This window comes from Halogranum rubrum, from assembly GCF_900114455.1.
GTDB classification, from domain to species: Archaea; Halobacteriota; Halobacteria; order Halobacteriales; family Haloferacaceae; genus Halogranum; species Halogranum rubrum.
In genome coordinates, this window is record NZ_FOTC01000003.1 from 136,145 (window position 1) to 159,661 (window position 23,517).

Genomic DNA, 23,517 nt, shown 5'->3' on the forward strand with positions numbered 1-23,517 from the left:
GCTGGCCGCTCACTTCTCGCGATACAGTACGACGAGCACGCCGACGAGCGCAAGCTGAACGAGTTTGTCGAAGAGGCCGAACGCCGACAGCGGGTCCGGGTTGATGACGAAGTAGGCGGCTATCTGAGCGAGTGTAAACGGAATCCCCACCGCGTAGAGTGCTCGCCGCCGAACGTTGAACAGCAGGAGGGCGATTCCCCCGAAGAACCCGAGTCCGGCGAGCACGAAGCTCACGGCGAGCGGTGAGGGGAGAAATCCGACGCCGAGCACGAGGTGAATCACGCCCGTGATTGCAGCGAGGACGATACCGACGTAGTGAAGCGTCGTCAACGATGCTGTCTCGAACCCGACGCCACGCGTCGTCGATTGGTTGAGGTCTGTTGCCATACCCCACGAACGTACGCAGAGAGAATAACTACTAGGTCGCAGACTATTCGCAGACTACTCGCCGGGGTACTTCGGCTTACGTTCTTCAGCACGGGAGAGTGCGCGTTCGACGACGTCGCGGACGCTGTCGCCGTCGGGGCCTGTCTCCGCGGTGAACGCCTCACCGTGGCCGGCGTACAGCGCCGTCACCGAATCGGGAAGCTGCTCCAACAACCCTTGCAAACTCTGGATGAGTCGCTCGCGCGACTGGCCCGGGAGGTCTGTTCGACCGAAGCTACCGTCGTCGAATGCGCCATCGTTGTAGACGACGACGTCGCCGCTGAACAGCGCCGTCTCGCCGACGAACGAGACGTGGTCGGCGGCGTGGCCGGGTGTGTAGACGACGTCGAACGTCTCGTCGCCCATCTCGACGGTGTCGCCGTCTTCGAGGGTGTGGGTCCGATGCGGATGTTCGGCGTAGGCGTAGACGTCGGCGTCGAACCGCTCGAGTACCGCGTCGAGTTGGTCGACGTGGTCCGAGTGCTGGTGGGTCAGAACGATTGCATCGAGGCTGTCGACGTGGTCGGCCACGACGTCCTCGACGCCCGGCATCGACCCGACGTCGACGAGCACCGTCCGCTCGCCTGTGACGAGATATGCGTTGCAGGTGAACTGCTCCGCACCGGCGGTGACGTTGAATACTTCCATACAGAACGGTTCTCCCCCGAGGCGGAAAACTCACCGGGATGCGGCCGATTCCCCCAGTATTTATCATTGTTCTGACACTCCGTCGGATTTTTCAGGGGCAAACCGCAATGGTGAGATATGGGATTCGGGAGCTACGACGAGTCCGAGCAGGAGAACCAGGAGTACGACGCCAACCTCGACGAGAACGACGGGGTCACCACACGTGAGAACGACCACAAGGGGAGTATGGAGTTCGAGAACGGGGCGTCGAACGACGAACTGCTCAACCGACTGCAGGACATCAAGTCCGACCAGGAGAGCTAGGTGAAACAGGGTTCGAGAGCGCTTGGCGTCGCCGCCTCGGACGGCGACACCCGAAGTGTCCTGTGCGGCGCACTGGTTCGGGCCGACCGAGTCGTCGATGGCTGTACGTTCGGCGAGTGCACCGTCGGCGGCACCGACGCGACGGATGCAGTCGTCGAACTTTTTTCGAAGCTCGGTCGCGAAGACGTCCAGTATCTCCTGCTGTCCGGTGTCGCGCCCGCGTGGTTCAATCTCTACGACTTACACGCCATCCACGAGGCGATAGAGCGGCCGGTACTCGCCGTCTCCTTCGAGGCGAGCGACGGTCTCGACGCCGCACTCCGCGAGCAGTTCACAGGCGACGCCCTCGCCGAGCGTTTCGCCGTCTACGAGTCACTCCCACCGCGTCGACGCGTCGACGTGAACGGTCACACCCTCTTCGTCCGCGGCGTCGGCGTCGACGACGACGAAGCCGAGAGCGTCGTCCGTGCGTTCACGCCCGAGGGCGGGCGACCCGAACCGCTGCGGGTCGCGCGTCTCCTCGCCCGTGCGGGGAGAGCGTTCGACGAGAGGTGTGAGAGCGAAGACGAGACCGACCGAAGCCAGCCGAATTAAGCCACTGCCGCTCCCCGTGAGCGTATGGAGATGGAGAACATGGACGGACTCTGCGTCACCGACTGCGAGCGCTGTCCCGCGCTCGTCGAGTCGCGGAGTCGAATCGTCAACGGGACCGGCCCCGAGGATGCCTCGATACTCTTTCTCGGAGAAGGCCCCGGTGCGAACGAGGACGAACAGGGCGAACCGTTCGTCGGGCGCTCGGGGAGCGTCCTCGACGACGCACTCCGCGACGTCGGACTCGCCCGCGCCGACGTTCGTATCACGAACTGCGTGCGCTGTCGGCCGCCGGAGAACCGCGACCCGACGAAAGAGGAGTTGTCGAACTGCCGTGGCTATCTCGAACGCGAAATCGACCTCGTGGACCCCGACATCGTCGTGACGCTCGGGAAGGTGCCCAGTCAGCACCTCTTGGACCGGTCAGTTGCGGTGACCAAAGAGGCCGGAAGCGTCTCCGATGCACGTCTCGGCGAGTCGTCCCGGCGAGTGTTGGTCTGTCTCCACCCGGCGGCGACGCTCTACGACCGGAGTCAGAAGGAGGCGTTCGAGGAGACGATTCGCCAAGCCGCGGAGTTGGCGGGTGTGAGCGACGAGTCGAGCGGGCAGTCACGACTCGGCGACTACTGAGCGTCGGAGAAAAGAGGGAAAGAGCGGAGAGCGAAAAGAGGAGTAGAGAGAAGCAGAGTCGACTACTTCCAGATGGACTCGGCCATCCGCTGTGGGAACGACGCGATGAGACCGAGAACGCTCTGGCCTTCGTCACTCCCACGGATGTAGGACCGCACGCGCTGGCTGAACACCTCGACGGAGATGACGAGCAGGAAGATGACGAGGATGGTCGCCATCATGTTCGTGTACTTGAACAGGCCGCGCTGGGTCTGCAGCACCTGTCCGAGACCACCGCCGCCGATGAGCCCCATCGTGACGGCGATTCGGACGTTGATTTCGAGGATGTAGAAGGTCCACGCGATGAAGGGCGTGAACACCTGACTGAGCATCCCGAAGACCACTTTCTGCGGGCCGTTCGCGCCCGTACTCTCGACTGCTTCGATGGGGCCGTCTTCGACCTCTTCGAGCGCGTCGGTGAACAGGCGACCGAGATTCCCCATCGTGTCCGTCCCGATGGCGAGCGTCGCCGTGAACGGCGAGACGCCGCCGAGCGGGATGTAGATGAGTGCCCAGACGAGCGCCGGGATGGCGCGGATGACGCTCATCGTCCCGCGGAAGATGAAGTTGAACGGGTACGGCGTCACGCGCTCGGACCCGAGGACGCCGAGGATGAGCGCGCCGGGAACGCCGAGGACGGTGCCGGCGAAGCCCATCGCGAAGGTGACGAAGACGGCACCGAGAACGGGGTTGCCGTTCTCGAACGTCATGAGGAGGTTTCGCTCCTGGATAAACGACCAGTACGCGCTCAGGTCGACGAACGGGAGGAAGCCGAACAGTTCGCCCGGCGGGAAGAACTCCCCGAGGGCGGCGGTGAACTGCGGCCAGTACTCGACGATTTCGCCGATAGAGAAACTGACCTCCGAGAGCGCGCTCTGGAAGAAGAACGCGAAGACGCCCAAGAGGACGAGCGAGAAGACGAGTCGGACGCGCTTGTGGAACTGTATCGCGGAGAGTCGTTGCTGGATGCGGTCGGTGTCAGTACTCATGTGCTCGGGCTCCACTCTGTGCGGGTCGGCCGTCTGGTTCGTCCGCTGTTCGTTCGGTTCGAATCGCGTCCGTCTCGATGTCGCCGTAAATCTCGTCGATGACGTCGACGGTGAAGTCGTCGCGGTAGCCGTCGAAGACGAGTTCGCCGTTCTTCATGCCGAGGAACCGCTCGCCGAACTCACGGGCGATGTTCACCTGGTGGAGACTGGCGATGGTCGAGAGGTCACGTTCGGCGGCGGCGCGGCGGATGTACCGCATCACGTTCTCCGCACTCGCCGGGTCGAGACTGGCGACCGGTTCGTCGGCGAGGAGGAGGTTCGGGTTCTGGACCAGCGCGCGGGCGATACCGACGCGCTGTTGCTGGCCACCGCTCATGTGTCCGGCGCGTTGATTCGCTTGGTCGAGGAGACCCACCGTGTCGAGCGCGCGAAGCGCCTCGTGTTTGTCGTCCGTCTCGTACCGCCCGAAGAGACTCTCGAGGAACGAGGTGCGTCCGAGTGCGCCGGTCAGCGCGTTGCTGTACGCGCTCATCTGTTCGAGGAGGTAGTGCTGTTGGAAAATCATCGCGACGTCGTTACGCGGTCCCTTGACGGGTTCACCGTCGATGGTGATGGAACCGCTGGTAGGCTTCGTAATTCCGTTGAGACAGCGGAGCAGCGTCGACTTTCCCGCCCCCGACTCCCCCAAGAGAACGACGAACTCACCGTCCGGAATGGTGAACGAGACGTCGTCCAGCGCCTGGACACTCCCGTACGATTTGCTGAGGTTCGTTACTTCTATTGTACTCATGTATCGTTACCGGCACGTCACGTGGCCGGTTGTTGTTGATTGATTGTTCAGTTCACCTACGAAAACGATGCGGTTCGGTTCGCGTTACTGGCCGAGCGTCACGCCGAGTTCGTCCAGCACGTTCTGCACGGGCTGGTAGTCTTCGGCGGTTCCTTCTGCGACACCCGTGAACCAGAGTTGCTGGTCGTCACCGAGTTCCTCGTTGATGAGGTCGTCCTCGCTGACGTCGAGGAGCGCTTCCTCGACGTCGCTGTAGACGTCCTGGTCCATATCCTTGCGAGCGAGAATCGGGGCACGCGGGATGGGGTCCGACGTCGCGACCAGGTCTAGTGCGGGTTCTTCGGTGCCGAGGTCGCCGTCGTTCTCCGCGGACATCTCCAAGAACTGCTCCGGGAACTGGTCTTTCGGGACGTGCGGGGCCGTCGAGAACGCACCCGTGCCCGCCGCGACGACTTCGGGGCGGTTGATCATCGTCTCGCGAGCGGTCGAGTGGTCCGACCACTGGCCCGTGAAGTCTTCGGGCGTGCCGTCGGGTGCGCCACCCGTGTCGAGACCGGCCTTGCTGAGCATGTAGAGCGGGAACAGCGAGCCACTCGTGGAGAGTCGGTCGGCGAAGGCGACGGTCTCGCCTTCGAGGTCTTCGAGCGACTCGATGCCGCTGTCGGTCGGCGTCGTGATGAGCGAGAAGTACCGCGATGCACCGTAGGCGATGCGAATACCGACGACCTGCGTCACGTCCTCGTTTGCGCCTTGAATCGCGATTGCGGGGGCGGCGTCGGCGATGTCGGCCTGTCCGCTCTTCAGTGCTTGGAGCACGGCGGCGTAGTCGGCGGCGACCGTCGACTCGATGGTGACGTTCGCTTCACTCTCGAGGTAGCTGAACAGCGGCTTGTACTGCTCTTGGATGTCGACGTCGGACTCGGCGGGCGTCAGCGCGAAGGTCAGCGTCTGTGCTTCCTCGCTGGACCCGGTCGTCGTTCCTTCGCCGGTCTCGTTCGACGTACCGCTCGAGTCGCCCGACGCTTCGTCCGCTCCGTCGCCACCGTCACCGTTCGAGTCGCCGGTACATCCGCTCAGTCCCGTCAGGCCAGCGGCACCCACCGCACCGGCCGTCTTGAGAAAGTTTCGTCGATTTGCCATTGGGCTACCATGGGCTTCGACAGGCCAGAGTTAAGCGTTCCTATTTTTTCTATTGTGTGAACAGTGTGCGGGAGTGACAATATGTGTTCTAGGAATTTTCACAGCTTATACGTTCAGTACGGACGCTCGGCAGGTGGCGACTCGTCACGATACACGGCGACGGCAGGTTCGCCCGAACGGAAACTGACTTGCCTCGGCTTCCTGTATCTCCTCACATGAGCACGACCCACCCTCAGGAGGAGACGCTGGCCGACGTCGTCGTGGTGGACTACGGTCTCGGCAACCTCCGGAGCGCCACGCGCGGTCTCGAACGCGCCGGGGCGAACGTGACTATCTCGGACGACCCCGACAGCATCGACGAGGCCGACGGCATCGTCCTCCCCGGCGTCGGCGCGTTCGGCGACGGGATGGAGAACGCCGGGCCGTTTCGCGAGGCACTCGTCGACGCCGCGGAGAACGGCACGCCAGTCTTCGGCATCTGCCTCGGCATGCAGATGCTCCTGACCTCTTCGGAGGAGGCCGACAAAGCCGGACAGGGCGACGTCGAAGGACTCGACCTCATCCCCGGCACGAACGTCCGGTTCAAAGAGGGTCAGAAGGTGCCGCACATGGGCTGGAACGAACTCGACGTCCAGCGCGACCACCCGCTCGTGGAGGGCGTGGATGGTGAGTACGCCTACTTCGTCCACTCCTACTACGCCGTCCCCGACGACGAGGAGACCGTTCTCGCGACGACGGACTACGGCGTCGACTTCCCGGCGATGCTGGCGAACGAGGCGGGCAACGTGATGGGGACGCAGTTCCACCCGGAGAAGAGCGGCGAGACGGGGCTGCAGATTCTGCGCAACTTCGTCGAGTACTGCGCCGAACGGTAGTTTCGGAACGCGGAACTCGGCTCTCTTCTGTGGTGAAATTCGTCCGGTGCGAGAGTCTCGGACCCGACGCGATGTGAAGGCTACTCGGCAAGCCCTCGTGCCCTTGCAATCCGCCAGGACAGCACAGCACCGCGCCTACCCTTCCCCATTTCTGGCGTTCACGGGCTGCGCCCGTGAGCCGAGGAGAGCTTCGCTCTCCGCTCGCGCATGAAGCGCGCCAAGCGCCCGTGGATTGACCGTCCGACGTGGCGCGTGGCTTCGCGGCGTGTCTCGGCGTCTCCGTGAGTAAAACGAACGGAGGGCAGCGAGAGCTTGCTCTCGCGAGGCGAACCACTCGTGCGAGGGAGCGGTCGGCGCTCGTGCCGACCGCGAGGGTCACGCGAGCGAAGCGAGCGGGACGACGGAAGACGGAGTCTTCCGGAACTGGGGAGGACCGAGGCTGTCGGGTGTCCTCGTGAGCAGAGTGGACGTGACGTAGCCGTTCTGTAAGATACGCGCGCTGTGTTCAACACGACCGGAGAAACATCACCGAACACCGTCGGAAGTCACGTGCGAGACGGAGAGAGTATGCAGCAAGGCGAGACGGTACCGAATCAGCCGGCAGAGAGGGAGTACTCTCGTCTTTGGTGGATGTGGTCAGAGAACAAGCGTTTCTTGTGTGTGGATTTTGAATCGAACAGACGTGACAGAGAAGAACTCCACGAGCCAAACGGCAGATGGTGAGTAGTCAACTCGTCGCCGTCGGTACACTCGTTCTCAGTATCGGCGCGCTGTGGGTCGGGGCGGAAGCGTTCGTCTCTAACGCGGCGCGGGTGGCTCGGCGCTTTGGCCTCTCAGAACTCGTCGTCGGCCTGACGGTGGTCGCGATGGGTACCTCCGCTCCCGAAGCCGCGGTCAGTATCGACGCCGCACTCGTCGGAAACGGTGATATCGCGGTAGCGAACGTCGTCGGCTCCAACCTCTTCAACATCGGAATCGTCCTCGGTGGTATCGCCGCCGTGGTCCGCGTCCGGAGTTCGCCCCGGATGGTTCGTCGAGACGGAGCCGTGATGGTCGCCTCCACGCTCTTACTGCTGGCGCTCTTGTGGGACCTTCGAGTGAGTCGTCTCGACGGAATCATCCTGTTGTCCGTGTTCGCCGGCTACCTCGTCCTCCTGTTCGTTCGTCCAGACGAGCCGACGCCGGCGCCGGACGACGAGAAGCAAATCACGTGGGGCACGGCCGTCTTCCTCGTCGGTGGACTCGGTACTATCGTCGTCGGTGCCCACTTCCTCGTGGAGTCAGCAGTGTTCATTGCCCGGGCGGCGGGACTCTCCGAGTGGGTAATCGGGGAGACCATCGTCGCGGTCGGTACCTCCACTCCGGAGATCGTGGCATCTGTTGCTGCTGCTCGGAAGGGGATGGGCGACATCGCGGCCGGCAACCTCATCGGAAGCAACGTGTTCAACATCTTACTTATCCTGGGAGTGACGTCGACAGTCGCGCCGATTGCCGTCGTCGAGACTGCCATCGGAACGACGACGTGGCTACTCGGACTCTCCGTGCTCACCGCCGTTCTCCTCGGGACGAGGGGGCGCTTAGGTCGGCTCGAAGGAGCGTTGCTCGTGGCTATCAATCTGAGTCGGTGGATACTCGACCTCTTGTAGCCGCAACGCGTGGTTCGACGACCCGTCTCGCTGTTCGGCTCCCCCGACGCACCACCTGTGAGACCGACGCTCTGTGTCCACCAACTCACACCCGTTAGCTGTCGACGGACAGGAACCGACTCGCGCTCCCGATTCAGCACGGTTTCTACAACTCATCCGGCGCTTGCGATTTCGAGAGAGCCATCCCCACCACTATCTATCGAACCCGACGGCCTTTTGCCACACACCGGCAAACCACTGCGTAACATGAAGGCAGTCACGCTCGGCCCGGCGGGGACGTACTCCCACCGCGCCGCCCGCGCCGTCGCAGACGACGTCGAGTTCCGCGAATCGGTCTCCGCCATCGTCGCCGCCGTCGCCGACGGCGAGTACGAACGCGGCGTCGTCCCCATCGAGAACAGTATCGAAGGCAGCGTCACCGAGACGCTCGACGCGCTCTCCGACAACGACGTCTCCGTCACCCAGGAGATAGTCACGCCCATTCGCCACGCGCTACTCGCCCAGAGCGGGAACTTCTCCACTGTCGCCAGCCACTCGCAGGCTCTCGCACAGTGTCGGACCTACCTCGAAGCCGAGTATCCGGACGTGGCGTTGGAAGCCGTCGCCAGCACCGCCCGTGGCGTCGAACGCGCTCGCAACGACCCAGCGGTTGCGGGAATCGGCCACCCGGATAACGCAGGCGACGACCTCGAAATCGTCGCCGAGGACATTCAGGACCGCCAGTCGAACGCGACGCGCTTCTTCGTCGTCGCGCCGCCGAGCGAGCGCTCCGACGCGGGCGGGAAGTCCTCCGTCGTCGTCTATCCCAACGCCAACTACCCCGGCCTCCTGCTCGAACTGCTCGAAGCGTTCGCCGAGCGCAACATCAACCTCTCGCGCATCGAGTCGCGCCCGAGCGGTGACCGTCTCGGCGACTATCTGTTCCACATCGACTTCGAGGCTGGACTGTACGAAGAACGAGCACAGGAGGCACTCGCCGACGTCGAAGCGATTGCCGAGAAAGGGTGGGTCCGGCGACTCGGCTCCTACGACACGCGACACGTGCTGTACTGAGCCAGTCAGCCCGTCCTGTCGCCGCCGTAGCAACAATATTAAAGTGGTAATCGCACCGACAGTATAGTACGATGCCGAATCGTTCAAACCCCTTCAAAGACATCGAAGAGTTGTTCGACCGGATGGGCCGTGGCTTCGAACCGAGCGGAATCGGGATGCGCGACGTCGCCGTCGACGTCTCCGAGACGGACGAAGACGTCGTCGTCACTGCGGACCTTCCCGGGTACGAGAAGTCCGACATCGACGTGACCGCCGCCGACGGTCGACTGACCATCGCCGCCGCGAGAGACGAGACAAGTGAGACCGAAGACACCCACTACCACCGACGTGAGCGAACTCACCGCGAGGTTCGACGAAGCCTGCATCTCCCAGCGGACGTCGAGGAGACGGCGGCGAACGCGACGTACCAGAACGGCGTGCTCACCGTGACGCTCCCGAAGGTCCAGTCCGACGACGAGGAGGAAGGCTTCGACATCGACGTCGAGTAGTCTCTCGTCCTCACGCGTCACCGATATCGTCTCAGTTTTTCCTTCGACTCGCTCAACAGCGACTCAGTCAGCCGACTGCCAGAGCCATACCTGGCAAAATCAGTGGATAGCGACTCTCTCGCGTGCGATTAGATAGCCAAGCTCCGGCAAAATTTAAGCTCCCAAACGGCGTATGATGGTGTCGGAGATATTCATGATGCGACGTTCTAACCCGTTCGATTTCAGCGACTTCGAAAGCATGTTCGACCGAATGAGCCGACAGTTCGAGGAGATGAACCGTCAACTCGGCTCGTGGGACAGCAGTAGTGCTGGCGAAATCGTCGGCCACCGCGGGATGGCCATCGACGTCGCCGAGTACGACGACAACCTCGTCGTCGTCGCCGACGTCCCGGGATTCGAGAAAGAAGATATCGACCTCAAAATCTCCGGACAGGTGCTGACCATCGTCGCCGAACACGAGATGGAGTCGGAGTCCACATCCGACGCCGAATCCGAGTCCGACGACGAACAGGGAGAGTTCATCCGCCGCGAGCGACGGAGCCAGTCCGTCCGACGGAGCTTCCGACTTCCCGTCGAAGTCGACGAGGAAAGCGCGAGCGCCTCCTACCACAACGGTGTGCTCACCGTGACGCTCCCGAAGATGCAGCACGACGACGAAGACGACTCGCACCACATCGACGTCAACTAAGTTCGTCTCCGAGAGACCGAACTCGTCCCGAGCCGACGACATCGTCGGCAATCCCGTTTTTTGTGAGACCACCGCCGGAGTGGCGACGCCGTCGCTTCGGTTCGTGCTCTCGTGGACCCCACTCGAGCGAGTTGCGTGTGACCACCCACCACATTCGATTGGACAGCGGTCTACGTCAGGTATAGGAGTATTTTAGGGTACGACCCGACACACACGACTATGGACTACGACCCGCAGGAACTCGAACAGCGCTGGCGAGAGCGCTGGGCCGAGAGTGGTCGGTACGAGGCCGACCCGAGCGACGTGGCGGCGCACGCTGGCGGCGACGAAGCGGCCAGCGACGACGAGGAACCGACGTTCATCACCGTCCCGTACCCGTATCCGAGCGGCGGGATGCACATCGGTCACGCCCGTACCTACACCGTCCCGGACGTCTATGCTCGCTACCGGCGACAGCAGGGCGACAACGTGCTCTTTCCCATCGGATGGCACGTCACCGGCACGCCCATCATCGGCGCAGTCGAGCGCCTGAAGAAGCGCGAACCCAAGCAGATGTCAGTCCTGCAGGACACCTACAACGTCCCCGAAGAGACGCTCTCGGAGTTGGAGACACCGATGGGCTTCGCGAACCACTTCATCGAGGAGCACTACAAGAAGGGGATGCAGTCGCTGGGACTCTCCGTCGACTGGCGACGCGAGTTCAACACCAACGACGAGCGCTACTCGCAGTTCATCACGTGGCAGTACGAGACGCTGCGTGACCACGGCCGACTGGAGAAGGGTCTGCACCCCGTCAAGTTCTGTACCGACGAACAACAGCCAGTCACGACGCACGACCTACTCGAAGGCGAGAACGCGGAGTTCCAAGAGTACACGCTGGTTCGGTTCGGGTGGGACCGCGAGGGTACTGAGGTCACTGTACCGATGGCGACTCTCCGCCCCGAGACGGTCTACGGCGTCACGAACGCCTACATCGACCCCGAAGCGGACTACGTCGTCGCCGACGTAGATAGTGAGAAGTGGTTCGTCTCCGCCGAGGCGGCCGAGAAACTGCGCTTGCAAGCCCACGACGTCGAGGTTCTGGAAGAATACGAAGGGAGCGAACTGGTCGGTCAGCGCGTCGAGAACCCCATCACGGGCGACGACGTGCTCGTCTTGCCCGCTGGCTTCGTCGACGCCGACAACGCCACTGGCGTCGTCATGTCCGTTCCCGCCCACTCGCCAGACGACTACGTCGCCCTGCAGGAGGCGAAAGCCGACACGGAGTATCTGGAATCCTTCGGCATCGACCCCGCCGACGTGGCCGACATCGAGCCGATTCCGATTCTGGACATCGAGGACGACGACGAGGACTGGGGCGAGGTTCCCGCGCAGTACGCCGTCGAGTCCAACGGCATCGAGTCGTCGGACGACCCCAAACTCGCGAAGGCCACCAAGGACCTCTACAACAAGGAGTTCCACGCGGGCCACCTGAAAGACATGTACGGCGAGTACGCCGGCGAGTTGGTCAAGGACGTCCGCGAGCGGTTCAAAGACGACAACGCCGACACCGGCGCGTTCGACCTGATGCAGGAGTTCTCCGAGGAGGTCGTCTGTCGCTGTGGTGGCGACGTCGTCGTCGCCGAACAGGACACGTGGTTCCTGACCTACAACGACGAGGACTGGAAGCGGATGGCCCACGAAGTCGTCGACGGGATGGACACCATCCCGGACAACACCCGGGGCGAGTACGACCACACCATCGACTGGCTGAACGAGTGGCCCTGCATCCGTAACTACGGACTGGGCACGCGCCTGCCGTGGGACAAGGACTTCGTCATCGAACCCCTCTCCGATTCGACGGTCTACATGGCGTACTACACCATCGCCCACCGTCTGCAGGACGTCCCCGTCGAGGACCTCGACCGCGAGTTCTTCGACGCCCTGTTCTACGGTGAAGACGCCGTCGACGACGCCGACGAGCGCGCACTGAGTCTGCGCGAGGAGTGGCAGTACTGGTACCCGGTCGACTATCGGTTCTCCGGCAACGACCTCATCTCGAACCACCTGACGTTCTACCTGTTCCACCACGCCGACCTCTTCGACGAGTCGATGTGGCCGCAGGGTATCGTCATCATGGGGATGGGCCTGTTGGAGGGCGAGAAGATGTCCTCCTCGAAGGGCCACGTCGTCCTGCCGGGCGAGGCCATCGAGAAGTACGGGGCCGACACCGTCCGGTTCTTCCTGCTCAATTCGGCAGAGCCGTGGCAGGACTACGACTGGCGCGCTGACCAGGTCGGCAGCGTCCGCGACCAACTGAACCGGTTCTGGAACCGCGGGCAGGACCTCATCGAAGGACCGGACGGTGACCGCGACGAGTTGCAGCACATCGACCGCTGGCTGCTGTCGAAACTGCAGGACACCGTCGAGACGGTCACCGAGGCGATGGAGAACTCCGAGACGCGGACGGCGAGTCAGGCCGCGTTCTACGGCTTAGAAGAGAGTCTGCGCTGGTACCGACGACGCGCCGACCTCGACCGTTCGGGCGCACAGTGGACACAGCGACACGTCCTCGAAACGCGCCTGCGACTACTCGCGCCGTTCGTGCCGTTCCTGACGAACGAACTCCACGAGCAGTTGACCGGGACGCCCGCCGAAGACGCCCCGTGGCCGGAGGTAGACGCCGAGTTCGAGAGTACCGTCGTCGAAGTCGAGGAGCGGCAGGTCGAGCGACTGACCGAAGACGTCCACGACATCATCGACGTGACCGACACCGACCCCGAGACGATTCGGGTCTACGTCGCCGCCGACTGGAAGAACCTCGTGTTCGACACCGTCGCCGACGTCGGGACGAACGTCGGCCAGGTGATGGGCGAGGTCATGCAACACGAGAGCCTCCGCGAGCGCGGCAACGAGGTGAACCAACTCGTGCAGGACCTCGTCGACGTCGTCCGTGGCCTGGACGACGACGCCATCGAGGCGATGCGCGAGATGGACGAAGCGACCGTCTACGAGGACGCGACCGGCTTCCTCCGCCGCGAGTTCGACGCCGACGTGGAGATCTACGTCGAGGGGAGCGAAGACATCCACGACCCCGGTGAACGCGCCGACAAGGCGACGCCGTTCCGTCCCGCAATCCACCTCGAATAGCCCGAAAACCACCGGACACGACCCGGTTTCGGAGCTGTTTCCGAATCAATACTTATCCGTGCGCCGATGCTACAGACAGTCATGAGTAGCGAATCAGACGAGTCTGACCCGGGTGTGTTGACGAAAGCCTACCGGACGGTGACGCCGGGGTACAAGAGCCACCCCGACAGCGAGATGAACGTCATCGGGTTGACGTACTTCCTCGTCCTGCTCGTCCTGCTCGTCCCGCTCTTTCCGTTCATCGTCCTCGTCTGGGCCATCAGTAAAGTCCTCGAAGCGCTCACACAGTCGGGCGTCGACGAGTAAGAGACGCAAAAAAAAAACAGTAGAGTGCAGTGAGCGGACGGTGTCGTCGGTCTGAGTTCGTCGTGAATCAGGTTACTCGGCGAGGCCGAGCAGGTCGAACTCGTAGCCGTTGTCGTTCTCGTTCGCGTGTTCGTAGGCGACGTGGGCGGCGGCGACGTCCTGAATCGCGAGACCGGTGGAGTCGAAGACGGAGATGCCGTCGTCGGCCGTTCGGCCCTCCTTCGCGCCGATGACGATTTCGCCGATTGCACCGTAGATGTCCGAGTCCACGAGGACGCCCTCGTGGTACGGGACGTTGATTTCGCCCGAGTGAGTGGTCTGGTCGAAGTCGTCGATGACGAGTTTGGCGTCCAGAAGCACGTCGTCGGCGAGTTCGTGTTTGCCCTCGGCGTCGGCACCCATCGCGTTGATGTGGGTGTGGTCGCCGACGGCGTCGCGGGGGACGATGGGGTCTTCGACGGGCGTCACCGTCGAGAGCACGTCACAGCCAGCGGCCTCCTCGATGGAGCCAGCGCGGACGTCGAAGTCGTCCTCGAACGCGTCGATGAAGTTCGCGACGCGTTCCTCCGAGAGGTCCGAGACGACGACTTCCTCGATGGGACGAATCTCGGAGATAGCGCGCAGTTGCGTGTACGACTGGACACCGGCACCGATGAGACCCATCGTCGTCGCATCTTCGACGGCGAGGTGGTCGGTGGCGACGGCGGCGGCCGCACCCGTCCGGAGCATCGTCAGTTCCGTCCCGTCCATCAGGGCGAGCGGGAACGCGTTCTCGGGGTCCGAGTAAATCATCGTCCCCATGACGGTCGGAAGGTCGTACTTGTCGCCGTTGTCCGGGTGGACGTTGACCCACTTGATGCCGGCGGCGTCCCAGTCACCAGCGTCCAGATAGGCGGGCATCGACCGGAAGTCACCGTTGTACTGCGGGAGGTCGATGTAGGACTTCGGCGGCATCTGTGCGTCGCCGTTCTCGTAGGCGGCGAAGGCGTCTTCGATGGCCGAGATGAGTTCGTCCATCTGGCAGTTGGCGTGAACGTCGTCGCTGTTGAGGAGCAGCGTCTGCATGGACGCAATTTTTGCTGGACCGTATTTAGTTCATGCTAAACACCGGGGCAGCTGTCCTCGACTCCGCTACTAACGACTGGTTACAGTCTGAAAACCCGACGTTATAGATGTTATAATAAAGACACGACAGAGCACGGTTCTGGTCGCAGGCCAAGACATGACAACACACGACACAGAGCCAACGGCGGAACGAGACAGTATCGACGGTGTGCGGCGGAACGTCCTGCGAACGCTCGGGGCAGGAGCAGCCCTCGCGGCGACGAGTGGCGTCGCCGGAGCGACGACGGGAGGAGGGAGACTGTACGACGTCGACGACGACACCTCGGACGCCGACATCGACCCACAGTTCGGATTTCCAGCGGCCTCCGCAGAGGTCGAGCCACCGGTCGAACCGGACCACGAGATACAGATACTCATCCAACCTCGCGAGGGAGCGGAGATTCCGGAGTTCTTCTTCGAACCGACCGGGCTGTACGTCGAACTCGGCGACACGGTGAAGTGGAACTTCGTCACCGGTCACCACACGGTGACGGCCTATCACCCCGGGTTCGGTTACCAGCAACGCGTCCCGGACGGCGTTCCGCCGTTCTCCGCGCCGGCGATTCCACAGGGTGGCTACTGGCTCTACACGTTCGAGACGGAGGGCGTCTACGACTACCACTGCGCGCCGCACGAGATATTCGGGCACGTGGGTCGAATCGTCTGCGGGTCGCCGGAGGGGTTCGAGCCACTGCCGGACCTGTGTGCTGGCGGACCGCCGAGTGAGGAGGGAGCGGGGGACGAAACGAGCGAAGGTGGGGAAGGCGAAGAAGAGGGGCAAGAAGGAAGCGAAGGAGACGGAGAAGATGAAGGCGGTGAAGAAGGTGAGGGAGGTGGCGGCGGCGAACCCGAACTGCGGACGCCCGCGTTCACCGCCTACACCGTCTTCTCGGACGAGTCGCTCGCACCGGAGTGTATCGTCCGCGAGGGTGCCCAACCGTGGAGTACGATAGACCCCGACAACAAGCAACTATTCGTGCGTATCGAAGGGTTCCCGCCCTGCGCTTCCGAGTAGCGCCGGTTACACTCACACGATTTCTTTCGGCGGCGACGAACGCTGTCGCTCCGGGTTCTGAAAAATACGAGAAGGTCGGTCGTCGAGCGGTGCAGTGGTCGGGTCGGATGAGCGGCTTCGTCTACGCCGCACCTCGCGGGCTTCGCCCGCTCGGTTTTAGAGGTTCGTTCCGAACCTCTCTCACATCGCGCCGCCCATTCCGCCCATGCCGCCCATGCCACCCATGCCGCCGGGTGCGCCGCCCTCGTCGTCGTCGCCCTTGGTGGAGAGGTCACCAGCGGCGATGATGTCGTCGATTTTGAGGACGAGGTTCGCAGCCTCGGTGGCCGAGGAGATGGCCTGCTCTTTGGAGTGGGCCGGTTCGACGACACCTGCGTCGAACGTGTCGACGACGTCGCCCGTGAAGACGTTCAGGCCAGCGCGGACCTGTCCGTCCTCGTGTGCGGCGCGGAGGTCGACGAGCGTGTCGATGGAGTCGAGACCGGCGTTCTCGGCGAGGACGCGCGGGACGAGTTCGAGCGCGTCGGCGAACGCTTCGACGGCGAGCTGCTCGCGACCGGAGACGGAGTCAGCGTAGTCGCGGAGTCGCGAGGCGAGTTCGACTTCGATGGCACCGCCGCCCGCGACGACGCGGCCGTCGGAGACAGTCGTCGAGACGACGTCGAGTGCGTCCTGGATGCCACGTTCGAGTTCGTCGACGACGTGGTCGGTGGAACCGCGGAGGAGGATGGTGACGCCGTGGGCGTCGTCGCCCTCGACGTAGAACAGTTCGTCCTCGTCGTCACGCGAGACCGACCCGTGACCGAGGTCGGAGGCCTCGAGACTGTCGAGGTCCGAGACGATGGAACCGCCGACGACGTTCTTGAGGAACTTGATGTCGGACTTCTTGACGCGGCGTACTGCGAGGATGCCCTGCTTCGCGAGGTAGTGCTGGGCGAGGTCGTCGATGCCTTTCTGGCAGAAGACGACGTCGGCACCGGAGTCCTCGATCTGCTGGACCTTCTTCTTCAGCTGTTTCTCCTCTTGGTCGAGGAACTGCTGAAGCTGGTCCGGACTGTCGATGGAGACGTTCGTGTCGGCGGAGGCCTCCTCGACTTCGATTGCTTCGTTGAGCAGGAGGATGTTCGCGTCCTCCGCCTCGGTCGGCATGTTGTCGTGGACCGGGTCCTTGTCGATGACCGCGCCGGTGAGAAGCTCGGACTCGGAGGCCGAGCGACCGGTCTGGGTCTCGAGCTTGACGTTCTCGAGGTCGACGACGTGCGAGCCGTCGTGGGCTTCGACCGTCACCTGACGGACGGCGTCGACGACGAGCTGGGCGAGGACGTCCTTGTTGAGCTCGGTGCCCTTGCCCGTCATGGAGGTCTCGGCGACCTTCTTCAGGAGTTCTTCGTCGTCGGGGTCGACGGATTCAGCGATGTTGCTGATCTCCTCACGAGCCTTCTCGCTCGCGAGGTGGAAGCCCTTGATGACCGCCGTCGGGTGGATGTCCTGTTCGAGGAGGTCTTCGGCGTTCTTCAGCAGTTCGCCAGCGATTGCGACGGCCGTCGTCGTCCCGTCGCCTGCCTCGTTCTCCTGCGTCTCGGCGACTTCGATAATCATCTCGGCCGTCGGGTTGTCGATGTCCATCTCCTTGAGGATGGTCACACCGTCGTTCGTGATGGTGACGTCGCCCATCGAGTCGACGAGCATCTTGTCCATCCCTTTCGGGCCGAGTGTGGAACGTACTGCCTCTGCAACTGCGCGGGCAGCACGGATGTTGTACTCCTGCGCGTCGCGGTCCTTGACGCGCTGGGAATCGTCTCCGAGAATGATCATCGGCTGACCCTGTTGCATTCGCTGACTCATGGTTCATCGCCTGATTGTTTGTCCTTCTATATAAGCGGCACGATTTTTGCCGGAGTCGAGTGACGTGTTGTCAATCGTCGTAGTCGACGAAACCACCAGACTGCTCACCGTTCGCTGGACGTGTTGTGAACGTCTCGCACGTTTTCAATCGACTGACAGTCACCACTCTCGAGCTCATTTATATACTGTTCGAGCAGTCACGTGACGATACAATCCGGCGACCGAGTCGGTCCGAGGCACAGACGTCGAAAAGCTGACTTCGAAGGAACCGACTGCTGAGAAGAGTTCGTAAATCGCGTGACGAGGTCGGACAGGAGCGGTCGCTCTCGCTTCGTCAGACACTCGGTTGCTTATCGTACTCGGTCGAGGGGGACTGCGTTGTCGGCGCGAAGCCACGCGAACTCGTTTCGCGTGTCGTACATCTCGACGAAGCCATCGTCGCAGACAAGCGTCTCGTACCGGCCACGTCGTCCGTTAGTTTCGCCCTCCATGGTCGTCTGCACAGAGAGGGGCGAGTAGACGATATACCCGTTTCGGTCAGACAGTCGCTCACACCTGACGAGCGCCAGTCATTCGTCGACCGGTTGTTTCCAGTGAATCGTCACCGTCCCGACGGCGAAAGCGTCGTCGGTGTTAGTGTCCCGACGGAACTGAATCGTGTTCGTCCCTTCGTGGAGCAACGCTCCAGTGAGCGTATCGACCCAGTACTGCCAGCCGTCGTTGGGCGGGATGTCGAACCCGCTCAACGACTCGCCGTTGACGAAAATCTCGTGGCCGTACTCGGCGACGTCGAACGCTTGAATGCCGACGTAGGCGTCGGTAGCTTGTGCGGTCGGAACGGTGAACTCGAACGTGTCGGTCTCGTCGCCGGCCACTGTCGCCCAGTCGAGGGCGAGATGCTCTCCCGCCGGAGCGAGTTGTGCGCCGACGTAGACGGTTGCGTAGTTTGCACTGGTCTGCACGGCCGTCGCTACTCGGCGGGGTCTCAAAAACACGGTGCCTCCCACGGCGTGTGCGGACGCGCGTGACGTGAAAAATCAGTCCGGGTACCGAAGTCAGTCACCGAGTTCGTCAGTTTCGGCGGGGTCCGTGAGGAACTCGGAGTCGACGTCCGCCCCGAAACGCGGTGGTTCCTCTTGTGTCTCTGCTCCCAGTTCACGTCGAGTGAGTTCGGCTTCGAGCTGTGCTTCTTTGTTGAGGCCTTTCTTCTCGCGGCCACTCTTCGTGTCTGGCATTGTCATGCATGGAATGGCAACGAAAGGTGATGAAGTTTTTTGAAAACATCCTGACATTCTGAAGAGGAAGAACGTCAGGCGAAGAACCGAGACGAACGGATTCGGAGTCGTTCGACGCCGACGCAGTTGTAGGCCAGAAGTGAGCATACGAGGTGCTCGCCGGTCTGTGTGCGATAGAAGTCGGCAGGGTGGAAATTCGAACCACGGTCGGTTCGTTCGCTGACGCTCACGTCACTCTCTGGTTCAAATCCTTGTGTCTCGGTTTTACTCGAAAGACGGTGGTCACAGCGCGATGAAACGCGCTGCTTGGCACGTAGTTTCTCGAGAAACGCCAGGACAGGGATTTGAACCCTGGATCCCAGAGGGAACACGCTTTCCAGGCGTGCGCTTTACCACTCAGCCATCCTGGCTCGTACCCCAACGTACCGGGGTGGGAAGTTTAAGTCCTTCCTTTCCGTGCGACGCGATACTCGGTGACGTAAGCCGCACTCGCGACGACGACACCGAGGACGACGGCGACGCCGAGACGGACCAAGAACGACAGCGGAAGTGGTCCGACGAGGAGGACGTACCCCTGCGTCAGTGCGAGGAAGGTCAGGGCGCCGACCAACCCCCACAGGACGCCCGACTTGGTTCGCGGCCGCACGTCCGACTACTCCAGGGAAGCGATTGCTTCGATTTCGACGCCGGCACCCTTCGGCAGGTTGGCCACCTCGAACGCACTCCGTGCGGGCGGTTCCTCGTCGAAGTACGTCTTGTACGTCTCGTTCATCTCGTCGAACTCTTCGATGTCGTCCAGGAGGACGGTCACTTTCAGCACGTCCGAAGCGTCCGCACCCTCTTCGGCGAGGATGGCCATCACGTTGTCCAGCGACTGTTCGGTCTGCGTCGCGATGTCGGCGTCGTCGAGGAGGTCACCGTCCGGCGTGAGCGGAATCTGGCCCGCCGTGAAGAGCAGGTTTCCGTCTGTCGTCGCCTGACTGTACGCGCCTACCGCCGCGGGTGCATCGTCGGTGCTGATGATTCGCTTCATGTCCGGAGGGTCGGACGGCCCGGACTTATACGGGTGGGGTCGACGCCGGACCGACGACGTTGAGGTGCGGGCGGCCGAGCGAACGAACGTGAACCGACGTCTCGTCGCCGTCGTCTCGGGAGCAATCGGTCTCGCCGCTGCCATCCTCGCGACTCGTCTACGGTGCGCTCGCCGACGCGCCGCGAACGTCCCGCTCAGCCCGCTCACCGCCGGTCGACACGTCGGCGCGGACTGGGTCGAACGGACGGGTGTCGGCACCGACGACCGGCCCGTCGGAGAGATGGACGACTTCGACGCACTCGCTCGACCCGACTTCGACCCCGAGCGCGTGGACCCGGCGGTCCGGCGGTTCTACGAGCGCACGAGCGAGTACGACCTCCAGTATCGAGTGCGCTGGGAACGCGGGTTCCGTCTCGGTGCCGCCGTCGCCACCCGCTTCACGAGCCGTCTCGAACAGTTGAACCTCCCGGCACCGGGCGAACGCGGGTCGGTGACGGGAGACGACAGCACAGACGAACACGGCTGGCGGGGACTCCGGAGTCGGTTCGTCGCGGTCGACCCCGACGCCGATGCACGGGCAGAAGCCCGGGCGTGGGTTCGAACCGACACGGACACTGGTGAGGGAGTGTTCGTCGCCGTCTACGGTGCCCACGAGCGTGACGACGAACGCTTCGTCAACATCGCAGTCCCCCTCCCGTGGACGAACCTGAGTACGGTGCTCCGAGTCGAACACCACGACCGACCGGGTAGCGTTCGGCTGGCGACGGCGGGAGACGGTGAAGTGGGCGACCCGGGACTCTACCTCGTCACCCCCGTCGGGGCGTTCGCACTGCCGATGGAGCAACGATTCCAGGTGTGGCCGGTCGAAAGAGAGACGCGAACAGCGCGAGACGACGGACCGACCACGTCGCTGCGAGCGACCCACGAGATGTGGGTGCTCGGCCAGCGATTCCTCGTCGTGGAGTACCGGATTCGACGGCGGGAGGAGTGACCGCCCCGTCAGCGCGGTTCGAACGTCCCTCGCAACTCCGCCTCGGCGAGGACGTGCCCGGCGATGGCTTCTTGGAGTTCGGCCTTCGTCGACCCTCGGTCGAGTGCGAGTTCGGTGTCGAGGGCGTATAGGTGAAACCGGTATGTGTGCTCTCGGTCCGGTGGTTTCGGACCACCGTAGCCACTGTTGCCGTAGCTGTTTCGTCCTTCGGTTGCACCCGTCGGCGTCGTCCCCTCGGCAATCTCGCCGGTTGCCGGGTCGACGTTCCACACCGTCCAGTGGTTCCACACCTTCCCAGCAGGCTTCTTCGCGTCCGGGTCGTCGACGACGAGCGCCAGCGACACGGTGTCGTCGGGCACGTCTTCGACGGCGAGCGGTGGACTCACGTTGTCGAAGTCGTACCCGTGTTTCTGTGGAATCGGGTCGCCGTCGCCGAACGCCGGACTGGAGAGCTTCATAGTCATGGTACGACGTACCAAACTCTGAGCGTTTCGGCTAGGTCGGTGACGAGCGTTCGGTGAACCGAGACGACGCGTTGGCTGCCCGCAAAAGACGTTATCGCAGTTCGCCGAAACCGCGTCGCCGAGACGCTGCCGATTCCACCGGAAATAGAGGGGTTCGACGGAGTTAGACCAACACTTCGACTTCGTAGCCGTGTTCGCGGAGTCCCGCTAGTAACTCCTCGACGTGGTCCTCGCCACGGGTTTCGAGGTCCAACTCGACCTCCGCGGCGTTCATGGCGATGTTTCTGGAGGTCCGGTCGTGCTGGATAGCGTAGATGTTGGCTTGGTGGGCCGCGATGACCTCGATGAGTCGCTCCAGTGCGCCGGGGCGGTCTTTGAGGACGGTCTGTACTTTCAGGTAGCGCCCCGTCTCGACGAGGCCGCGCATGATGACCGTCGTCAGCACGTTCATGTCGATGTTGCCGCCGCAGAGCGCCGGGACGATAGTCTCACCCTCCTCGTAGTCGAACTTGTCGAAGATGAGCGCCGCAAGGGCGACTGCACCGGCCCCTTCGACCAGCGTCTTGCTCCGTTCGAGGAGATAGGTGAGTGCGACGGCAATCTCTTCGTCGGAGACGGTGACGACTTCGTCGACGCGCTCTTGGATGACTTCGAACGGCCGTGTCCCGACGTTCCGCGTCGCGATGCCGTCGGCGATGGTGTCGACGCTGTCGAGTGGCGTAGTCTCGCCTTTGTCGAGCGAGTTGGCGACGCTGGAGGCTCCTTCGGCTTGCACGCCGATGACGCGGGCATCGGGCACCTGCTCTTTGACGGCCGTGGCGATGCCCGAGATGAGGCCGCCGCCGCCGATGGGGACGACGACCGTGTCGAGGTTCGGGCAGTCCTCGACGATTTCGAGGCCGATAGTTCCCTGTCCGGCCATGACGGAGTCGTCGTCGAAGGCGTGGACGTAGATGCGTCCCTCGTCTTCCTCTATCTCGTGGGCCTTGTCCTGTGCTTCGTTGTAGTCCGCACCGGAGAGGACGACTCGGCCACCGTAGCGCTCGGTCGCTTTGACCTTCGTGATGGGCGCGTGTTCCGGCATGACGATGGTCGAATCCACGCCGGCACGCGTGGCCGCGAGTGCGACACCCTGTGCGTGGTTTCCGGCGCTGGCGGTGACGACGCCTGCGTCTTTCTCTTCTTCGGTGAGCGTGGTGATGCGGTTCATCGCCCCGCGAATCTTGAACGACCCGGTGCGCTGGAAGTTCTCCAGTTTGAGATGGACGTCGGCCCCCGTCATATCGGAGAACGTGTGTGAGTATTCGAGCGGTGTGTGTCGTGCGACTTCGGCGACGCGTTCACGTGCGTCGAGAACGTCAGAGAGCGAGAGCATACCCGTCGCTACTCCACCAGTGTTGTTAATCGTTTAGTCCTAGAGATGCGAGCGACGACGCCGTCGCTCGGTAATGTGGGTCACTGAAGGGGGAATTGTAGGTGCGCGTGACGCGCAAGCAAACCGTTGCCCCGAAAGTATATAAATATCCTCCACGCGGAGTGAAAGTGAAACCGCACGACAGCGTCGACCTAATCGGCGCGTCAGACGCCTGTCGGCCACCCGTCGGCTGGTGTCGATGTCCCTCAATCGGCCGGTCGAACAGTGACGTCGTTGTCGTCGACGTAGCGTTCGACCCGGGCTTCGAGAGAGCCATCACCCGGCCAGTGTACGTCGTCTGCGACGTCGAGAAGCGTCGGGTCGCCGACGTAGACGGCCACCCTGTCGCCGTGTTGAGAAGCGTCGCCGACCCACGGCACCGAGACGCGGACGTAGAGGTCGCGGTCGACCCCTTCGTAGGCGTCGAGTGCCGCGACGTCGGCGGTTCGGAGGAGACGACCACCGACCGACCCACCCGGTGCGAGCGTCGGATAGCGTCCTTCGACCGGGTGGAGTCCATCCAGTACCGCCGCTCCGACGTAGCTGTACGAGTCGACGACCTGTGCGACCTGTTCGGGGTTCGTGAGCGTGCCGTAGACGAAGGTGTCCATGTCCGGTCCTTCGGTGGGCACGTAGTTGAACCTCTCGCGAGAGTCGAGCGGAACACCGGCCAAC

The 23,517-nt window shown here is 63.0% G+C and carries 27 protein-coding genes and 1 tRNA gene; 12 read left to right on the top strand and 16 right to left on the bottom strand.

Annotated elements, in window-relative coordinates; all coding sequences use genetic code 11:
- Nucleotides 1-9: 9 nt before the first annotated feature.
- A complete protein-coding gene (locus BM083_RS14605; RefSeq protein ID WP_089870206.1) occupies nucleotides 10-387 on the bottom strand; it encodes a DUF7475 family protein in 378 nt (125 codons plus the stop codon).
- 54 nt (nucleotides 388-441) lie between these two features.
- Nucleotides 442-1,074, bottom strand: a complete 633-nt coding sequence (locus BM083_RS14610; RefSeq protein ID WP_089870207.1) for an MBL fold metallo-hydrolase — start codon at nucleotides 1,072-1,074, stop codon at nucleotides 442-444.
- A gap of 117 nt (nucleotides 1,075-1,191) precedes the next feature.
- On the opposite strand from BM083_RS14610, the gene BM083_RS14615 reads away from it, so the two are divergent.
- The 3 genes from BM083_RS14615 to BM083_RS14625 are packed head-to-tail and all read left to right on the top strand — an operon-like array spanning nucleotide 1,192 to nucleotide 2,598.
- On the top strand, nucleotides 1,192-1,377 hold the full coding sequence (locus BM083_RS14615; RefSeq protein ID WP_009366771.1) for a DUF5786 family protein: 186 nt from the start codon (nucleotides 1,192-1,194) through the stop codon (nucleotides 1,375-1,377).
- Nucleotides 1,378-1,971 (top strand): endonuclease dU, encoded by a 594-nt coding sequence (locus BM083_RS14620; RefSeq protein ID WP_089870208.1) that lies wholly within the window; start codon nucleotides 1,378-1,380, stop codon nucleotides 1,969-1,971.
- A gap of 30 nt (nucleotides 1,972-2,001) precedes the next feature.
- Nucleotides 2,002-2,598 (top strand): uracil-DNA glycosylase, encoded by a 597-nt coding sequence (locus BM083_RS14625; protein ID WP_089870528.1) that lies wholly within the window; start codon nucleotides 2,002-2,004, stop codon nucleotides 2,596-2,598.
- Between the two features lie 62 nt (nucleotides 2,599-2,660).
- Here BM083_RS14625 and phnE read toward each other — a convergent pair whose 3' ends face one another.
- From phnE to BM083_RS14640, 3 genes are all read right to left on the bottom strand, one after another.
- The gene (gene phnE / locus BM083_RS14630) at nucleotides 2,661-3,626 is read right to left on the bottom strand and encodes a phosphonate ABC transporter, permease protein PhnE (protein WP_049893667.1); all 966 of its coding nucleotides are present in this window, start codon (nucleotides 3,624-3,626) and stop codon (nucleotides 2,661-2,663) included.
- Nucleotides 3,616-4,416 (bottom strand): phosphonate ABC transporter ATP-binding protein, encoded by an 801-nt coding sequence (phnC, locus tag BM083_RS14635; protein ID WP_089870209.1) that lies wholly within the window; start codon nucleotides 4,414-4,416, stop codon nucleotides 3,616-3,618. The genes phnE and phnC overlap by 11 nt, the downstream gene beginning before the upstream one ends.
- Nucleotides 4,417-4,500: 84 nt before the next feature.
- A complete protein-coding gene (locus BM083_RS14640) occupies nucleotides 4,501-5,556 on the bottom strand; it encodes a substrate-binding domain-containing protein (RefSeq protein WP_089870210.1) in 1,056 nt (351 codons plus the stop codon).
- A 215-nt stretch (nucleotides 5,557-5,771) separates the two neighbouring features.
- Between BM083_RS14640 and hisH the strand changes: the two genes are divergently transcribed.
- From hisH to BM083_RS14675, 7 genes are all read left to right on the top strand, one after another.
- Nucleotides 5,772-6,431: an imidazole glycerol phosphate synthase subunit HisH gene (hisH, locus tag BM083_RS14645; RefSeq protein WP_049893668.1), complete on the top strand. Its 660-nt coding sequence runs from the start codon at nucleotides 5,772-5,774 to the stop codon at nucleotides 6,429-6,431.
- Nucleotides 6,432-7,147: 716 nt separating this feature from the next.
- On the top strand, nucleotides 7,148-8,077 hold the full coding sequence (locus tag BM083_RS14650; protein ID WP_089870211.1) for a calcium/sodium antiporter: 930 nt from the start codon (nucleotides 7,148-7,150) through the stop codon (nucleotides 8,075-8,077).
- Between the two features lie 246 nt (nucleotides 8,078-8,323).
- Nucleotides 8,324-9,130 carry a prephenate dehydratase gene (gene pheA / locus BM083_RS14655; protein WP_089870212.1) on the top strand — a complete coding sequence of 269 codons (807 nt, stop codon included), beginning with the start codon at nucleotides 8,324-8,326 and terminating at the stop codon, nucleotides 9,128-9,130.
- A 71-nt stretch (nucleotides 9,131-9,201) separates the two neighbouring features.
- Nucleotides 9,202-9,618 carry an Hsp20/alpha crystallin family protein gene (locus BM083_RS14660; protein ID WP_089870213.1) on the top strand — a complete coding sequence of 139 codons (417 nt, stop codon included), beginning with the start codon at nucleotides 9,202-9,204 and terminating at the stop codon, nucleotides 9,616-9,618.
- 193 nt (nucleotides 9,619-9,811) lie between these two features.
- Complete coding sequence (locus BM083_RS14665; protein ID WP_089870214.1) at nucleotides 9,812-10,306, top strand: Hsp20/alpha crystallin family protein; 495 nt, start codon at nucleotides 9,812-9,814, stop codon at nucleotides 10,304-10,306.
- 219 nt (nucleotides 10,307-10,525) lie between these two features.
- The gene (gene leuS, locus BM083_RS14670) at nucleotides 10,526-13,435 is read left to right on the top strand and encodes a leucine--tRNA ligase (RefSeq protein WP_089870215.1); all 2,910 of its coding nucleotides are present in this window, start codon (nucleotides 10,526-10,528) and stop codon (nucleotides 13,433-13,435) included.
- A gap of 81 nt (nucleotides 13,436-13,516) precedes the next feature.
- Nucleotides 13,517-13,741 carry a DUF7535 family protein gene (locus BM083_RS14675; protein ID WP_009366783.1) on the top strand — a complete coding sequence of 75 codons (225 nt, stop codon included), beginning with the start codon at nucleotides 13,517-13,519 and terminating at the stop codon, nucleotides 13,739-13,741.
- Nucleotides 13,742-13,813: 72 nt separating this feature from the next.
- Here the strand turns inward: BM083_RS14675 and BM083_RS14680 are convergent, their stop codons facing one another.
- On the bottom strand, nucleotides 13,814-14,806 hold the full coding sequence (locus tag BM083_RS14680) for an ornithine cyclodeaminase family protein (RefSeq protein WP_089870216.1): 993 nt from the start codon (nucleotides 14,804-14,806) through the stop codon (nucleotides 13,814-13,816).
- Between the two features lie 157 nt (nucleotides 14,807-14,963).
- On the opposite strand from BM083_RS14680, the gene BM083_RS14685 reads away from it, so the two are divergent.
- Nucleotides 14,964-15,860 (top strand): cupredoxin domain-containing protein, encoded by an 897-nt coding sequence (locus BM083_RS14685; RefSeq protein WP_089870217.1) that lies wholly within the window; start codon nucleotides 14,964-14,966, stop codon nucleotides 15,858-15,860.
- 180 nt (nucleotides 15,861-16,040) lie between these two features.
- On the opposite strand, the gene thsB is transcribed toward BM083_RS14685, so the two are convergent.
- The 7 genes from thsB to BM083_RS14715 all read right to left on the bottom strand — a co-directional run bounded on the left by thsB (nucleotide 16,041) and on the right by BM083_RS14715 (nucleotide 19,973).
- Nucleotides 16,041-17,675 carry a thermosome subunit beta gene (gene thsB, locus BM083_RS14690; RefSeq protein WP_089870218.1) on the bottom strand — a complete coding sequence of 545 codons (1,635 nt, stop codon included), beginning with the start codon at nucleotides 17,673-17,675 and terminating at the stop codon, nucleotides 16,041-16,043.
- A gap of 380 nt (nucleotides 17,676-18,055) precedes the next feature.
- Nucleotides 18,056-18,196, bottom strand: coding sequence for a DUF7331 family protein (locus BM083_RS23395; protein WP_009366786.1), 141 nt, complete (start codon nucleotides 18,194-18,196; stop codon nucleotides 18,056-18,058).
- A 78-nt stretch (nucleotides 18,197-18,274) separates the two neighbouring features.
- Complete coding sequence (locus BM083_RS14695) at nucleotides 18,275-18,667, bottom strand: DUF7383 domain-containing protein (RefSeq protein ID WP_089870219.1); 393 nt, start codon at nucleotides 18,665-18,667, stop codon at nucleotides 18,275-18,277.
- Nucleotides 18,668-18,760: 93 nt separating this feature from the next.
- A complete protein-coding gene (locus BM083_RS14700; protein ID WP_049893671.1) occupies nucleotides 18,761-18,940 on the bottom strand; it encodes a hypothetical protein in 180 nt (59 codons plus the stop codon).
- A gap of 329 nt (nucleotides 18,941-19,269) precedes the next feature.
- A tRNA-Ser gene (locus tag BM083_RS14705) sits at nucleotides 19,270-19,350 on the bottom strand.
- Nucleotides 19,351-19,379: 29 nt separating this feature from the next.
- Nucleotides 19,380-19,586, bottom strand: coding sequence for a DUF7981 family protein (locus tag BM083_RS14710; RefSeq protein WP_089870220.1), 207 nt, complete (start codon nucleotides 19,584-19,586; stop codon nucleotides 19,380-19,382).
- 6 nt (nucleotides 19,587-19,592) lie between these two features.
- Nucleotides 19,593-19,973 carry a RidA family protein gene (locus BM083_RS14715; RefSeq protein WP_009366790.1) on the bottom strand — a complete coding sequence of 127 codons (381 nt, stop codon included), beginning with the start codon at nucleotides 19,971-19,973 and terminating at the stop codon, nucleotides 19,593-19,595.
- Here BM083_RS14715 and BM083_RS14720 point away from each other — a divergent pair.
- Nucleotides 19,960-20,964 carry a hypothetical protein gene (locus BM083_RS14720; protein ID WP_143085742.1) on the top strand — a complete coding sequence of 335 codons (1,005 nt, stop codon included), beginning with the start codon at nucleotides 19,960-19,962 and terminating at the stop codon, nucleotides 20,962-20,964. The genes BM083_RS14715 and BM083_RS14720 overlap by 14 nt on opposite strands.
- Nucleotides 20,965-20,972: 8 nt before the next feature.
- Here BM083_RS14720 and BM083_RS14725 read toward each other — a convergent pair whose 3' ends face one another.
- The 3 genes from BM083_RS14725 to BM083_RS14735 form a co-directional block, all read right to left on the bottom strand.
- Nucleotides 20,973-21,422: a YbhB/YbcL family Raf kinase inhibitor-like protein gene (locus BM083_RS14725; protein ID WP_089870530.1), complete on the bottom strand. Its 450-nt coding sequence runs from the start codon at nucleotides 21,420-21,422 to the stop codon at nucleotides 20,973-20,975.
- 169 nt (nucleotides 21,423-21,591) lie between these two features.
- Entirely contained in the window at nucleotides 21,592-22,803 is a 1,212-nt protein-coding gene (gene ilvA / locus BM083_RS14730) for a threonine ammonia-lyase (RefSeq protein ID WP_089870222.1), read from the bottom strand.
- 245 nt (nucleotides 22,804-23,048) lie between these two features.
- On the bottom strand, nucleotides 23,049-23,453 hold the full coding sequence (locus tag BM083_RS14735) for a gamma-glutamylcyclotransferase family protein (protein WP_089870533.1): 405 nt from the start codon (nucleotides 23,451-23,453) through the stop codon (nucleotides 23,049-23,051).
- Nucleotides 23,454-23,517: the final 64 nt, after the last annotated feature.